At 47.1% G+C, this 14,670-nt stretch carries 11 protein-coding genes and 1 pseudogene; 4 read left to right on the forward strand and 8 right to left on the reverse strand.

All coding sequences use genetic code 11. The annotated features are described in order from the left end of the window. Positions 1-491: 491 nt before the first annotated feature. From ACPXSQ_RS17380 to ACPXSQ_RS17390, 3 genes are all read right to left on the reverse strand, one after another. Positions 492-665 carry a glycohydrolase toxin TNT-related protein gene (locus ACPXSQ_RS17380; protein ID WP_426144229.1) on the reverse strand — a complete coding sequence of 58 codons (174 nt, stop codon included), beginning with the start codon at positions 663-665 and terminating at the stop codon, positions 492-494. A gap of 292 nt (positions 666-957) precedes the next feature. Next, entirely contained in the window at positions 958-1,596 is a 639-nt protein-coding gene (locus tag ACPXSQ_RS17385; protein ID WP_426144178.1) for a hypothetical protein, read from the reverse strand. Further along, positions 1,574-4,111: a TIR domain-containing protein gene (locus tag ACPXSQ_RS17390; protein ID WP_426144179.1), complete on the reverse strand. Its 2,538-nt coding sequence runs from the start codon at positions 4,109-4,111 to the stop codon at positions 1,574-1,576. Before ACPXSQ_RS17390 ends, ACPXSQ_RS17385 begins: the two co-directional genes overlap by 23 nt. A 470-nt stretch (positions 4,112-4,581) precedes the next feature. Between ACPXSQ_RS17390 and ACPXSQ_RS17395 the strand changes: the two genes are divergently transcribed. Beyond that, complete coding sequence (locus ACPXSQ_RS17395) at positions 4,582-5,619, forward strand: tyrosine-type recombinase/integrase (RefSeq protein ID WP_014333174.1); 1,038 nt, start codon at positions 4,582-4,584, stop codon at positions 5,617-5,619. Positions 5,620-5,933: 314 nt separating this feature from the next. Here ACPXSQ_RS17395 and ACPXSQ_RS17400 read toward each other — a convergent pair. The 3 genes and pseudogenes from ACPXSQ_RS17400 to ACPXSQ_RS17410 form a co-directional block, all read right to left on the reverse strand. Then, positions 5,934-6,162 (reverse strand): annotated as a pseudogene (locus tag ACPXSQ_RS17400) (TolC family protein); the annotation flags it as partial. Between the two features lie 173 nt (positions 6,163-6,335). Continuing rightward, positions 6,336-8,000 (reverse strand): methyl-accepting chemotaxis protein, encoded by a 1,665-nt coding sequence (locus ACPXSQ_RS17405; protein WP_041457888.1) that lies wholly within the window; start codon positions 7,998-8,000, stop codon positions 6,336-6,338. Positions 8,001-8,281: 281 nt separating this feature from the next. After that, positions 8,282-9,217 (reverse strand): flagellin, encoded by a 936-nt coding sequence (locus tag ACPXSQ_RS17410; protein ID WP_013027894.1) that lies wholly within the window; start codon positions 9,215-9,217, stop codon positions 8,282-8,284. Between the two features lie 616 nt (positions 9,218-9,833). Between ACPXSQ_RS17410 and ACPXSQ_RS17415 the strand changes: the two genes are divergently transcribed. Together ACPXSQ_RS17415 and ACPXSQ_RS17420 are read left to right on the forward strand one after the other, a co-directional pair. After that, positions 9,834-11,378, forward strand: coding sequence for a methyl-accepting chemotaxis protein (locus tag ACPXSQ_RS17415; RefSeq protein WP_158150431.1), 1,545 nt, complete (start codon positions 9,834-9,836; stop codon positions 11,376-11,378). Further along, positions 11,371-11,700 carry a hypothetical protein gene (locus ACPXSQ_RS17420; protein WP_014598315.1) on the forward strand — a complete coding sequence of 110 codons (330 nt, stop codon included), beginning with the start codon at positions 11,371-11,373 and terminating at the stop codon, positions 11,698-11,700. Before ACPXSQ_RS17415 ends, ACPXSQ_RS17420 begins: the two co-directional genes overlap by 8 nt. Positions 11,701-12,237: 537 nt before the next feature. Here the strand turns inward: ACPXSQ_RS17420 and ACPXSQ_RS17425 are convergent. Next, entirely contained in the window at positions 12,238-12,984 is a 747-nt protein-coding gene (locus tag ACPXSQ_RS17425; RefSeq protein WP_014333167.1) for an amino acid ABC transporter ATP-binding protein, read from the reverse strand. Between the two features lies 1 nt (position 12,985). Next, the gene (locus ACPXSQ_RS17430) at positions 12,986-13,636 is read right to left on the reverse strand and encodes an amino acid ABC transporter permease (RefSeq protein WP_013027890.1); all 651 of its coding nucleotides are present in this window, start codon (positions 13,634-13,636) and stop codon (positions 12,986-12,988) included. A gap of 270 nt (positions 13,637-13,906) precedes the next feature. Here ACPXSQ_RS17430 and ACPXSQ_RS17435 point away from each other — a divergent pair, with 270 nt between their 5' ends. Further along, positions 13,907-14,659 carry an ABC transporter substrate-binding protein gene (locus ACPXSQ_RS17435; RefSeq protein ID WP_014333166.1) on the forward strand — a complete coding sequence of 251 codons (753 nt, stop codon included), beginning with the start codon at positions 13,907-13,909 and terminating at the stop codon, positions 14,657-14,659. Positions 14,660-14,670: the final 11 nt, after the last annotated feature.

The following is a 14,670-nucleotide window of genomic DNA, read 5'->3' on the forward strand; positions in this document are numbered from 1 at the left end:
CGCGAACCCTTGAAAAAAGCCGATAATGCGGACATTTCTATACAGCCAGAGGCGGACATCTGAATTTAGCCGTTACATTATTAGTGCGTATAATGCTATTTATGTTAAATTGGTTGTGTTAAGGAGGTAACTCCTTTCAAATCATTATAGCCCATCGTTGATTTATTTTTCCTAAGTACGCTATCAGCTTGGGGATGGTTATTTTTCTGCAATCTAATTCTCATTGACTCGATGCATTAATTCATACTCCATGGCCATTTGATTGACAATAGAATAAATAATTAATTAAAGCAACTCGTCTAGATTTTGGTAGGTTTTCATAAAAAATGATAGCCTTTCTCCGAGTGGATTTATTCCTAGAAATTTGAGATATATCAAAGTTCGGTTTTCCGAATCTTAAGATTAGGTTAGCAAATTAGTGCTATATGAGGGGCACGGACTCTGGAACATAGCTAGGAAAATTTACTCTATGTTGCGATTATGTTTTCAAATTAATGAACTTCCTTCAGGTAACCTTTATCAATAATCATTTCGACAATAACTCGTTGTTCCATAGTAGATAGTACCTTAACACATCTACATGGATCACCAAAAGTAGGAGCTGTTTTTCCTCGCATTGCAGGTAATGGCTTTATAACTTCATATTCATAATATTCCTCAACTATTGCATCAAGTGACTCTGCCCAGAAATTCTACTTCATCCGGAATTAGAACCCAGACATGTTATTATCTTCCCCGACCCTCTCGATGTATTAATCAACAGCGAACAGTGCAATGCAGCTAAAGGCAAGCCAAACACGAGTTGAGTATTATGAATATGAAAAATAAAGAACATCATAATTATGATAATAACAATCTCTCAATTTAATAAAATATAAAACCCTCGCCACTTATCGTTACACGGTGGCGAAGGTTTCAATAGGTTGAAGTATGGGTTATTTCATTTTTAAATAATGATTAAATCGAAATTTTAGCCCATGAATATAAATAAACTGAAATAACTAAACCAACCGCTAAATCATAAAAAATAATTAACCTAGAGGCGCTTGAGATATCTAAATATAACCTAACGCTCAGAAAGCTTAATACGAAAAAAGAAACAACCAAAACATATATCACGCCAATATATTTAGAAGCGAACGTTTTGTTTTCATTATAAAACGTACTTTCCCTGGAGAAAACCTTCGAGGTTTTTTTTATTGATAACCGAAACCTTATTTCTTCTTCAAGTTTAGATAAGTAGGCATAATTACGATGTATAAAAGCGCTTCTATGATATAAGTTAATGATTAAGTACATTATTACCAATAATAGTGCTGAATGCACAACACTATAAGGGAAACTTTTCCTTAACTCACTTATTCTGGCGGCATCAGTAATTCCTATTGATTTTGTTATAATATCAATGAGTAATGGCTGAGCCTCTGCGACATTAAATGTCAGAAAAACTGTAACTCCTATGCACAAAAACAGGGATAATAAAATCTTGTTCCTCGCTTCCCAAAGATTAAACGTTAAATCATATGTTTTGTTATAATGTTCGACTATAAGATCAGTGCCGCTAATCATTTTATCACTTACCCGTTTTCTTTGCATCCATAACCATTTGTTGTTTCACAGAAAGTTTCAGTAATTCAGAAATTTGCTGCTTCTCTCTGTAACCAATTGGAAACATATAAGTATGCTGTATTACCATTTCTTTTAAAATTCGCTGGCATACAGGATTATTGTTTAACCGAGCTACTGTGTCATTCAACCTCTTAATGTCTACATGTTTTCTATACTGTAAGTCAATTGCTTGGCTTAAAAGACTTGCTGCGGGAGTTTTCATCTTTTCTTCGAGGGCAACATATATTTCGTAAGCCTCTTTAGAACCTATGGAACTAGCCATTTTTCTAATAACACCATTAATAACACCATAGCTCATTTGTAAAAAAAATGTTTGGGCTTGTTTTTGCAGGCTTTCGTCTGTAAGGTTTGGTTGTTCTTTCAATGCGTTACCAATAAGTTGCACTATTTCCTTTTTTAATGTGTCTGACAAGTCTAGAAAATATTTTAAAAATCTTAATCCTGTTTGTGTTCCAGAGTTCGCTAATTCAAGCAATTCATTTCTTTTTAATGTTGCATATCTATTTCTTATTATTTGACCAGAAATATCCATTCCTTTAAAGCTTTTGTTAATGTTAGATAGAATATCTGGTGGCTCAGAATTATCTTTATCTTTGGAGTTGTATGAGTTTAATTCTATACTATCTAGCTCTTTCTTTCTCTTTATTCTTTCTTCTTTTATCGATCTTTGTTCCATAATTAATTCTGGTATTTGAGCGATAAAGTCTCCCATGAACTTCAATTGTTCATTAGATAAGGTTGCTGATTCATGCTGGTCGAATAATGAATTAAGCGTTTCCTTAATTTCCTCAAGAACCCATGAGTCTTTTGTATGGTGAGTAACAAAGACTAAAATATTTGCATAATCTTCACGATGTAACTCACTTAAAAGAAGCTTGACGTTTTCTTTTACTTCAATACTTTGTAAGTACTCCTCAGCAATTTTCTTAGCAGTGAAAAAATAAAACAAATAAGGATATTTAAATTTTATTTTTAGCTTATTGCTTTGGAGTATTGAATTGGACTTCAGTCTAGATATTATTTCCTGACCATTAACAGATAGATAGATTCTCTGATAATTTTCGAAAAATGTATGCAACTCTGACTCAAGAATTGAAGAGTCGTTTAAATGCATGTACCATGCTAACTCAGTTAGTACATTAAGATACTTTTCAAACTCTAATTTAGGTATTTTGGCATTATCAAATGCTTGGTATACCAATTGTTGATAGCAATGACCATGAGATGTCATTTCTAAACTTTGTTGAGAATATGTCTCAAACATTTGTAACAACATTAATATATAAACAGGTTTGGGGGGGACTATGTTTTTTCTGATGATTCCGTCAAGTTTGACGCTAATATCGTCGAGGCTTTCATATAACAGTTTGTCGTTAATCACTTCCTCTTGGCCAAGACAGATCCATTTTTCAACAATTTCTGATCTTTTTGCATGTCCAAAACCCAATAACTCATACTTATTAAAACTATTGAGTTCAGGTATTTCTGGGCAAACGTATAAAAAGCTTGTATTGCACGTTATTACTATGTGTTGAAATTCCTTTTGAGCCTCTTCGAGAAAGTGACTTCTATACTTTGAATTCAAGTTAACGTCATCGAATCCATCGATTAATAATACTTTTTCTTGACATTGTTCAAACTTATCTTCATTAAGATTCTGATATTGTTTGTTTTTTTCCTCATTGACTACTTTTTCAATCGATGAACTCTTAAGTTCCTTAGCATTCAAATAAATGGCGTATTTTCCATTTGAAGCAAACTGTGAGTATATATGCTTTAAAAGAGTTGTTTTGCCCTGCTGCTCCTCACCAAAAATTAAATACAATCCTTTATCTTTAAATAGCAAGTTGCTATTTGTAATTTCAATTTCGCCATCCTTATTTTTAGTATTTGTAATTAACTTTAGATCGCAAGACGTATATATATCGCTGTTTTTTATGTATGGGACTAGACGATGTGTTAATACAATCTCTGTATCTTCAATCCAATTTTTTGTTTCTTCACTTAGAGATTCTTCAGATGACGATTCTTTGGGTAACATAGGCATTTCCTCAATTAAGCGAACAATGTCTTTTATCACACTCGTCCAAGCGGTATCAGTATTACCCCAGGAAGTCACTGCCTTTCCATCTTTTGGCAACGCTTGTAATTTCGAAAAAGGGGTGAAATCCCATACACATTCTCTAACAATGATAGGTATCACAATTGCTTCTTGTCTTTCGTGTTTTTCTAAAGCAAACTTGACTTCAATATCAAAGCAATAATTAGATGCTGTAAAACTCGAACTTACTAAAAATAAAATAATTTTAGACTCTTTAAGCTTAGTTGATATTTCCTTGTCCCATTCCTGACCAGGTAAAATTTTTCTGTCATCCCATATCTTTATGGATCCATGTCTTTCTAAGGATTTTAATTGCTCAATAAGCTGATCTTTATACTCTTCGTCTTTATGAGAGTAGCTTATGAATAGTTTGTGTGTCATTGACTTGCCTTAGCATTAATTTTAGAAGGTTATAGTTGTTTAGTGTTAAAAATCAAGATGCTACCGCCCTCAAAGCTGAGCTTTGATACTGGGTATCATATCAATAAGATTTATCTTTAACATCAACTTATTTACATGTTAGTGATACGTATTCTCGATTGTGAAGTAGTGATAGTCTCTTGTGCAATGGCTTTTACTGAACCTTCTAATCACAGCTATTACGCCACCCACCATCATTTTCAAGCAGTATTAATAGGTTGTTTACTAACTTCATATAATTGACCTTATATGAAGTTAGGATCCGGCAGCGAATCCCTGTATCATGGGATCCGGTCTGAAGATCACAACCGCGCATGAAATCTTCAGGCCTGTGTGAACAAATTAACAGGCATCGCTACGTAAAATCTGCAGGGTTTCTCCCCTGCTTCTCTTACAGAATTCACGTAGCGCTGTCTCCTGAAAGGATAAAAATGGACGATTTCAGACCACATTTACCCGTATCTGATGCTCAGCTGCCCGGCCAGGCTGACGTGGTGGCGCAGCTCCAGGCGTTTGTTCAGGACCGAGAGGCCTTTTCTGACAATACCTGGCGGCAGCTGCTCAGCGTGATGCGGATCTGCGCCGGCTGGGCGAAGGAGTACGGCCGCACCTTTCTGCCCATGACACCCGAATGCCTGCGTGATTATCTTATGTGGCTGCAGGCAAACGGACGGGCATCTTCGACTATAGGTACACACCTCGCTCTTATCAGTATGTTACACCGTAACGCAGGGCTGACTCCTCCCCATGCTTCACCCTTAGTTTTTCGGGCAATGAAGAAAATTAGCCGGACTGCTGTGGTTAGTGGCGAGCGCACAGGCCAGGCAATACCCTTTCGTCTGACCGATCTTCTCACGCTTGATACCAGATGGTCGGGGTCAGATTCTCTGCAGCACCAGCGCGACCTGGCATTTTTACACGTGGGCTATTCCACACTGCTTCGGGTGAGCGAACTGGGACGTCTCCGCGTACGTGATGTTTCACATGCTTCAGACGGAAGAATTGTGCTGGATGTCGGCTGGACGAAAACCATTGTGATGACCGGGGGGCTTATCAAAGGACTGGGCGCACTTTCAACGCAACGCCTGAGAGAATGGCTGAACGCGTCGGGCCTGATTAACGAGCCTGATGCCTTTATATTCTCCCCCGTTCACCGCACCAATCGAGCGAAAATCAGTACCGACAGGCCGCTTTCCACACGTGCAATGGAAGATATTTTTGCCCGCGCCTGGCACGAGGCGGGTCCCGCTGCGGATGTTAAACCCAATAAAAACCGGTACCGGGGATGGTCAGGACACAGTACCCGAGTGGGTGCTGCCATCGACATGGCCACAAAAAAATACAGTACTGTACAGATTATGCAGGAAGGCACCTGGAAAAAGGCAGAAACTGTGATGCGCTATATCCGGCATGTTGATGCTCATGCAGGCGCCATGGTTGATTTTATGGATGCACATGTGGTCAGTTGAAAGGCCAATACTCACAAATCGTTTTCTGTCCCACAGTCGCTTGATCATCAAGCATGATTGGGAGCTTCTATTTTACCGCTTATACGTTATATTTGTTTTTAACAGCTTCAAGACTGTATGGTAATAAAAAATCACAGGCGACAGTTGATGCCTGCCAAGGTGAACTGCCCACATGGCGCCAGTCGCCCTGCGCCGCCGGTTATGTTATGGCAGTTTCAGCCTTTCCCGGCCCTCACCCTCAAAAGTCAAACCCGCTCACCGCCGTACGAGAGCCACTGTACGCCGTCAAAGTATTCGCGACAATAAGGGTGGCGTTCTGAGGCCTGATAGTCATCCTGAGCAGCCTTGCGACTTCGGCGCAGACCGCTCAAAAGGTCAATATCCCGGCCTGGAAATGTGAACCTGCCCAAGTGGCGTTTCAGCGGACTGATACGCAAGTGCCGCCTGACCACTGACCTATCTTGATGGCAACAGCACGACTGTAACGAGCTCACTCAGGAGAGGATCATATAATCCTTCCCACTAGACTGCAAAACTGGCTGGTTATGATGCACTCCAGCTCAGGATCGCAGACTTACTTATCTAACCTGCGTCCTCTCTGGACCTGAAGCCCGTTAATCACCGGGCGCGCTACGTGAAAACTGGCGCACAGAACCCCTGCGGGTTATACAGAATTCACGTAGCCTTGCCTGCTACCCCCTCACATCGGGGCATGCTCAGAATGTTGTCCAGTTTTCTTCCAGCGTTGTCTCTTTTGATCGCATGGAATTGTCATGCGTCGTCGGGGATGCGGTAACCGTTACGGGCGCAACAAGTGCTGTTTTAACGGCGGAGGATGAATGATCTGAAAGTGTAAAAACGGATACAGACTGCATTAGCAGATCGGCCTGTTCACGCAGGCTTGCTGCCGCAGAGGCAGACTCTTCCACAAGTGAAGCATTCTGCTGCGTGACGTCATCAATTTCCGTCACGGCTATGCTGACCTGTTCAATGCCGCGCGCCTGTTCAGCAGTAGCGGCGGTAATTTCCTCTACCCTGTCAGTGAGTTGGCCCACCGAAGAAACAACGGCAGACATCGTGCCAGCAGAACGCGCTACCAGCGTTGAGCCTTCACTGACGCGCTGAGCGTTGGCCTCAATGAGCTGACGAATCTCACCCGCAGCAGTCGCACTGCGCTGCGCCAGTGAACGAACTTCACCAGCGACAACGGCAAAGCCGCGACCCTGCTCACCCGCGCGGGCAGCTTCGACGGCGGCATTGAGCGCCAGAATGTTGGTCTGGAAAGCGATGCTGTCTATCACTGACGTGATATCCGCAATGCGCCCTGAACTTTCGCCTATGCCCTTCATGGTATCGGTGATATCTGAAGTGATGTCATTACCCTGCCGGGCAACCTCACGTACCGTAACGGCCAGCGTGGCGGCCTGGCTGGCATTATCTGCGTTATTCCTGACCGTGACACCCAGTTCACCCATCGTGGCAGCGGTCTGTTCCAGCGCGCTGGCCTGTTCTTCAGTGCGCTGTGACAGATCGGTGTTTCCCTGAGCTATCTGAAGGCTTGCTGCGGCAACGCTTTCCGCATTCGCCCGAACGGCACTCACGGTTTGCACCAGGGAATGCTGCATGCCACGAATAGCTTCAAGCAGTTTCCCGGTTTCGTCTCGTCCACTCACCGGCACCTCTGCAGTGAGATCACCTTCAGCAACCCTTACCGCCGCTTCAAGTGCGATATTGACGGGCCTGACGATACTGCGGGTAATAAACCAGGCGAGCGTTGCTGCCAGTACAATGGCAGCCAGGCTGAGTGAAACGAGTAGCGTTACGGCGTTGCGCTGCTCTGACGCGGCTTTAGCTCCCGCGGTCTTCATCTGCTCCCCCTGGAAGCTGGCGAGGTCCGTGATGGCCGTTGTGTATTCGTCCTGAGCCTGATAAGCCGGCCCGGTGAGTAGTTGCGTCACCTCATCCCGCTTGCCTTCCATACCAAGTTTTACCGCCTGCTCAGAATAAGATAGATACTGTTTCCCTGCTTTTTTCATGACGTCAATCAGCTCGCGACTTCTGGGAGCGTGCAGTATGTGATCGACTTTGTTGAAAGCCGTTTCAAGCCGGGTGCGGGCCTGCTCATAATTTTGTTTCAGTCTTTCTTTTTGCGCCGGATCGTCGACAAGCGCGATGCTGCGAACCATACGACTCATATCAGTAACGTAAAAGCGAAGATTACTGGCAGCGGTAGCCTTGTCAAAACGATCGCCGGCCAGTTTATCCACGGTGTCGCCCAGTGAGTCGATACGCATTAAACCGGCCAGGGTAATAACGATGAGAAGAAGCAGGATAAAGCCAAATCCGGCACCGAGACGGACGCCGATTTTAATATTGTTCATTATCTTTCCTCGGTTAACACTCGAAAATGAAACAGTAAAGAAAACGGCTTCGTGCCGGGAGCCGATAATACGGGCGTTTGGCAAGATGGTGTTCTTAAATCAGTCCATAGCCCTGCTTAAGCATCTTGATGGCGTGTTCAGAGTGCTACTCCGCCCCACATCCCATGTTCAACCTGACATTTCCACCGCGACGAGAATCAGGGTTTTGCCCGCTTCTGGTTACAGAGCGGGACGAAATCGTGAGGAACTGCATCAGACAGCATCCAGTTCCTCAGCGTTTATTAGCGGAGCAGTGACAGCATGGTCTGTGGCACCTGGTTGGCCTGGGCCAGTACAGAAGAGCCCGCCTGCTGCAGGATCTGCGCGCGGGACATGTTCGACACTTCCGTCGCGTAATCCGCATCCTGAATACGGCTGCGGGCCGCGGTCAGGTTTGTCACGGTATTGTTCAGGTTGCTGATGGTGGACTCGAAACGGTTTTGCGAGGCACCCAGCAGGCTGCGCTGGTTATCGACCGCTTTGATGGCTTTATCAATGTCGGCCAGCGGCGTGGTACCTGACGCTGTGCCGCCTGAACCACCGGTGACAGCCCCTTTCAGCACGTCGAAGCCGATGGCTGACGTGGTGCGGGCATTGCCGTTGACCGTCTGGCCTGTCGTAGAACTGGTATTCTGAGTGGTGCCTGTAGAAGCGTTGCCCGCTGCAGCCAGGTCAAAACCGTCGCTTGAGCTCAGCGCAATACCAATAGTTTCGCCGTCTTTTGCGCCCACCTGGAAGTTGTAGGTGGTGCTGCCGGAGCCGGTGTTCAGCACTTTGATACCGTTGAAATCAGTCTGTTTCGTAACGCGGTCGATTTCCTGCATGCGCTGGTTAACTTCAGCCTGAATCGAGTCGACATCCGAGGCTGAGTTAGAGCTGTTCTGCGCCTGAACGGTCAGGTCACGAACTCGCTGCAGATTATTGTTAATTTCAGTCAGCGCGCCCTCGGCGGTCTGCGACAGCGAAATACCGTCGTTGGCATTGCGGGCGGCAACGGTCATCCCGTTGATGTTGGAGGTGAAACGGTTAGCGATGGCCTCACCGGCTGCATCATCTTTTGCACTGTTGATGCGCAGACCGGAAGACAGGCGCTCAATCGCCGTGCCTAGTGAAGACTGTGACTTTGTCAGGTTATTCTGCGTAACCAGTGACAGCGTATTTGTGTTGATAACGGCCATGTTGACTCCCTGTAGTCAAAGCGTGCAAATCACGCCCTAACGTTATCGTCACGATAGTTGCTTTCTTTAATTGTGACGCAGGTCGATCATTTATCACTGGAATTAATTTGACATACTGAAGACGTGTCATGTTGACCATGCAACAGGCCTCTTTTTACTGACCACCTGTCAATCAGCCCAGATGGCCTGCGCCTCCTAAAAAGGGGCATTCATTTCACGTCAAGCCGGGATTGTCTGGTCACGGATTCAGGTAAGTAGAGTAATGGCACGGATAATCGCGGCTTTTCGATCGGGGAGAGATGTTTGTTGGAAAAGGATATTGAGTCTCTCAATCAACTTTTTTTGCGTGACGGATTTCTCATCATAAGGGTTTTCTGAAGGCAATCCCATCAGTGGGGCAGGACGTGACTGAGATGACAGATTCCGACGTCAGGCAAAGCCGTTGCGCAGGCAATTGAAGTACGCAGAAACAATTTTTTTCAGATTATTCTCAGTAATATTGGAGCGAAATAAGCACTAAATGCAAAAACCCATCTAGGATTAATCCGGTCGGACTGCTCTTGACGTCCGGCAAAGATTAACCAACACCAGAACGCCCTATATAACGAGAAAAAACATGAAAATATCGACTCGCCTTGCTGCAGGTTTCGGCCTGCTTATCTTCCTGTTCATCATCTGCACCGGTACTGCGCTGAATGCGCTCTATAAAGCCCGGGAAGGAATGGACAGGATCGTAAACATCAAAATGAAAAAGTACCAAATTGCGCAGGACATGCTCGGTGAACTAAGAGAGATGTCCATAGACGTAAGAACGCTTGGGCTGCTGAACGATCCTGTGGCAATGAAACCCGTAGCTGAGCGCATGCAGAAAACTCAGGCGCAATATAGCGCTAACCGCCAGGCTCTTGGTGACTTGCTGAAGATCGATTCTCTTCCGGCGGGACGGAACGCTTTCAAGAGACTGACCGATACAGAGGCCTCTTTTTTTGCCATTTTTGCAAAGGCCAGTCAGCTTGGCCTGGCCAATCGCGATAAAGACTTCTTTGAGTGTCTGACAAAAGAGGTCCAGCCCGTGCAGGATAAAATGCTCAGCGATTTGCAGGTTGTGACAGGGATACAGCAGAAGACAAGCATTGCTGAGGTGAAGGAGAACAGCACTTCAACTTCACGCTCATCTTTCATCCTGATCCTTCTGGCCGGTGCATCCATTTTCATCAGTGTCGGGGCCTGTGTATTGGTTGTCCGTGTACTGATGCGCCAGCTGGGCGGTGAGCCTGCCCAGGCGCAGGCACTGGCCGCCACCATTGCGGCCGGCGACCTCACCTCGCCGGTCGTGCTTCGCCGTAACGACACGACCAGCCTGCTGGCGTCGCTTGACAGCATGCAGGCCAACCTGCGCGGACTGGTGTCGCAGATTAAAGAGACCTCTGCCTCTGTGGCCCTCGCCTCGGACGAAATCGCGCAGGGTAATACTGAACTGTCATCCCGCACCGAACAGCAGGCGGCTGCGCTGCAGGAAACGGCCGCCAGCATGGAGCAGCTGACCGCCACGGTGAAGAGCAACGCGGCCAGTGCGCAGCAGACAGCAGAGTCCGCCCGCGGGACCGCGCAGCTGGCTCACGCAGGAGGGTCGGACGTACAGCGCATGTCAGTGACCATGCAGGACATATCAGCGAGTGCCGCAAAAGTCCGCGACATCACGTCAGTGATTGAGGGCATCGCGTTCCAGACCAACATTCTGGCACTGAACGCCGCGGTGGAAGCGGCCCGCGCAGGTGAAGAGGGGCGCGGATTTGCCGTGGTAGCCGGAGAGGTGCGTACGCTGGCACAGCGCAGCGCGACGGCCGCAAAGGACATCAAGACGCTGATTGAGCAGGCCGTCGATCAGATTGAAAGCGGCGTCGGCGTAGCTTCATCGACCGGACAGAGTATCCAGAAGGTGGTCGGCCTGGTCGGTGAGCTCGCTGAGGCGATGGATAACATCTCCCTGGCGTCCGCAGAGCAGATGCAGGGCATTTCGCAGGTGAGTGTTGCCGTGAGTCAGATGGACGGCGTGACGCAGAACAACGCGGCGCTGGTCGAGGAGTCATCCTCGGCTTCGCAGTCACTGTCTGAGCAGGCGCATGCGCTGAGAGGTATGGTGGAAACGTTCCGTGTCTGATGAAAACCAGCCCACTTACGAGGAAAGACTGATTAAGGCCGTCAGGCTAATGAAAGCGGATGTTGACGCGATTTACACGCAACTGAGGGATGGAACCTATGCTGACCCGGACACCTTTATCAATAACTGGACACATCTGATGGACCGGGTAAAAAATATGAAGCCGGTCCTCAGCAAGCCCGGCGTCATAGAGACGCTGATGCGTATGGATGTCCGGCTCACGGCAGAGTTGCTGGCCATAACTTACTCTGTGCAGATAATAGAGAATTTTATAAGATGCCTGGAGCACCAGGCCAGAGAGAATGGCAGCAAGCCCCGATAAACTCTCCCTGCAGTTGAAATACGTCTTTCACAGAACACCGGTCAACGTTACTCCGCTGTGATGTGTCTGTTGTCAGAAATATTCTCGTCGCCTCCGTGCTGGCCCGTCGCGTTCATGCTGACGGGCCTTTTTTTGTCCGACGACTGATGCCGGGTAAATGCATCATCCGGAAGCTGCACGGTTCTCCTTCTCCGGACACGCTTTCCCCGTACCTGACGGGCCTCACGCACACGCGGCCATCCTTTCGGTCTGGTAGCGTGTCTTCAAAGAGAATGTCAGGAAAGTTTCTGTTTGAGCCTGTCGTTGACCGAATATAACCGGATTCAGACAGGGAACTGACAATGCTAAAGGCGCTTGTGACAGGAAAATTAAGTCTGCGAAAACATTCTGGGGATGGGGATTCGGCGGAACCGCGCTGATTGTGGCCATCAGCAAGGCGGGTGTATCTGCACGGTAACGTCGTCAATCCGCTGTTTGCGCGTCATGCCCTTTCTTGAGGCGCTAAAAAGTCTCAGGAGTGACAGAATTGCTCCCGTCTCATCCTGTTCCGGACGCAGATGTTCCCAGAACCCGCCGTAGGAAATCTTGCGTGCGCGCCTCCTGAGGGCGCAACAGCACCTGTTCAGCGTGGCCCTGCTCCACAATTTGTCCGCTGTGCAGGAAACAGACGCGATCGGCGACCTCTCTTGCAAACTGCATCTCATGCGTGACCACGATCATGGTCATTCCCTGCTGTGCCAGGTTGCGCATGACCTGCAGAACCTCGCCGACTAACTCCGGATCCAGTGCTGATGTCGGTTCGTCGAAAAGAATGGCTTTCGGCTGCAATGCCAGCGTTCGGGCGATGGCCACGCGCTGCTGCTGACCACCGGAAAGCTGCGATGGCCAGGCGGAGACTTTGTCGGCCAGTCCTACTCTTTCCAGCAACTCTTTGGCTATCTTTTCGGCTTTACTGCGCGATTCACCGTTAACGTAAATCGGACCTTCCATCACGTTTTCCAGCACGCTACGGTGCGGAAAGAGGTTAAATCGTTGAAAAACCATTCCTATCTGGCGACGAAGTGAATTGATATTTTTACTTTTACTGTCAACATGCTGGTCGAGCACGCGAATGGTGCCGCTTTCATAGGTTTCAAGCCCGTTAATACAGCGCAGCACAGTCGATTTTCCGGAACCGGAGGGCCCCACCAGGCACACCACTTCGCCCTCATCGACGCGGAAACTTACCCCTTTCAGCACTTCGACAGCACCGAACCGCTTATGGACATCACGAATTTCAATCATCTCAGGCTCCTTTTTTCTGACGATTTTCAAGGTGCTTAGTGAAAGCCAGCAGTGGCATGCACAAGGTCAGATAAAGTAACGCCACCAGCGTATATACGGTGGTGTTATCAAAGGTTGAGGCGGCCAGAAGCTGTCCCTGCCGGGTCATTTCGGTAACCGCAATCGTTGATGCCAGCGCAGAATCTTTCAGCATCATCACCAGCGTATTGCTATACGGCGGCAGCGCGACATGAAAAGCCTGAGGCAGGATGACGCGCCGCATCGCTTTAAAGAAGCTCATGCCCATCGAGCGCGCCGCTTCAAGCTGACCACGATCGACCGATTCAATACCCGAGCGAAAAATCTCTGCGAGGAAGGTAGAAAAGCAGAAAGCGATACCGACCACGCTGGCCTGAAACGATGTCAGGGTAATGCCGATATCGGGGAAAACGAAATAGATATAAAACAGCACCACAATCATCGGTAAGGCACGCGTGATATTGATGATGACGCTCACGGGCCAGGAGATGATTTTAAAAGGACACATTTTTGCGGCAGCAAACACCAGACCTAACGGCGTGCTGATGAGCAAGGACAAGATCGTGATATAAATTGTCATTTCCGCCCCTTGCAAAAGAAAGGGAAGGTAAACGTGAATACTGCTCCAGTCCATTATGCGCTCCCGCCGGTGTTGAGTGTGAGGCTAAAATTCATTTTAATGAATATGGCTACCCGTAAATATTGTCAAACTTTTCATCTGATGACGTCATAGCATTAACTTATTCATGTAACAAAATGGATTGAAGGCTCACTTTCCCCCGAAATCAAAGGGTTTTGTGTTAATTTGTGAGGCGCGGCATTTTTAAAAAGAAAAGATTGACAGGGGGGGATTTAATTTCATTATAGTGAAGTTAATTGTTCGCATGTTAATCAGGAGTGAGTGATGTCTATTCGATCGCACGTTACTATGGCTTTATTGTCTGTTGCCCTCGGCGTCACTTACAGTGCGCACGCTGCCACATTAACGGCAGGCTCGCCGCCCTCCAGTGCGCCAACGACATTTCTGGATACGAAAACCGGTAAGATTGAAGGCTTCATGCCGGATGTGGCTGCCGAAGTGGCTAAACGTCAGCACCTGGATGTTAACTTTACGGCTGTACCCTTCTCTACGCTTATTCAGTCTGTGATTGCTGGCAAAATTGACATGATCGTGGCCGGGATGACACCAACACCCGAGCGTGAAAAACGTATCTCGTTCTCACAGCCGGTCACCGCATTCGGACCCGGGTTGGTCGTGCGTGATGACAACAAAAAAGTCTATCGCTCTCAGCAGGATCTGAAAGGTGACATCGTTGGCACCATGACAGGCACCGATTACACGCAGGCTCTGATCAAGAGCGGTATCCCGAAAGAGGTGAAAGTGTACGACAGTCCGGCAGACATGATGCGTGATCTGTCGCTGGGTCGTATCGCGGCGGGCATGAACGATTACCCGATCATGAAATATCAGGAAAAATCAGGTGCGTACAAAGGCATGCATGTGGTGGATGGTTATAAGCCCGAGCATATCGCGCCCATGGCCTTTGGTGTGAAAAAAGGCAACGATAAGCTGCTTGCCGATATCAATACCGCCCTGACGGCGATGAAAGCGGATGGCACTTTGCAAAAAATCAAAGCTAAGTGGGGAATGCCCTAATCGCGCTTTCA

Source organism: Pantoea sp. EEL5 (assembly GCF_049892805.1).
GTDB classification, from domain to species: Bacteria; Pseudomonadota; Gammaproteobacteria; order Enterobacterales; family Enterobacteriaceae; genus Pantoea; species Pantoea ananatis.

Bases quoted from the DNA above. Each gene is read 5' to 3' on its own strand.
- ACPXSQ_RS17425 (WP_014333167.1), bottom strand. From the start codon at position 12,984: ATGATTGAAATTCGTGATGTCCATAAGCGGTTCGGTGCTGTCGAAGTG.
- ACPXSQ_RS17410 (WP_013027894.1), bottom strand. From the start codon at position 9,217: ATGGCCGTTATCAACACAAATACGCTGTCACTGGTTACGCAGAATAAC.
- ACPXSQ_RS17395 (WP_014333174.1), top strand. From the start codon at position 4,582: ATGGACGATTTCAGACCACATTTACCCGTATCTGATGCTCAGCTGCCC.
- ACPXSQ_RS17435 (WP_014333166.1), top strand. From the start codon at position 13,907: ATGTCTATTCGATCGCACGTTACTATGGCTTTATTGTCTGTTGCCCTC.
- ACPXSQ_RS17390 (WP_426144179.1), bottom strand. From the start codon at position 4,111: ATGACACACAAACTATTCATAAGCTACTCTCATAAAGACGAAGAGTAT.
- ACPXSQ_RS17415 (WP_158150431.1), top strand. From the start codon at position 9,834: ATGAAAATATCGACTCGCCTTGCTGCAGGTTTCGGCCTGCTTATCTTC.
- ACPXSQ_RS17430 (WP_013027890.1), bottom strand. From the start codon at position 13,636: ATGGACTGGAGCAGTATTCACGTTTACCTTCCCTTTCTTTTGCAAGGG.
- ACPXSQ_RS17405 (WP_041457888.1), bottom strand. From the start codon at position 8,000: ATGAACAATATTAAAATCGGCGTCCGTCTCGGTGCCGGATTTGGCTTT.
- ACPXSQ_RS17385 (WP_426144178.1), bottom strand. From the start codon at position 1,596: ATGCAAAGAAAACGGGTAAGTGATAAAATGATTAGCGGCACTGATCTT.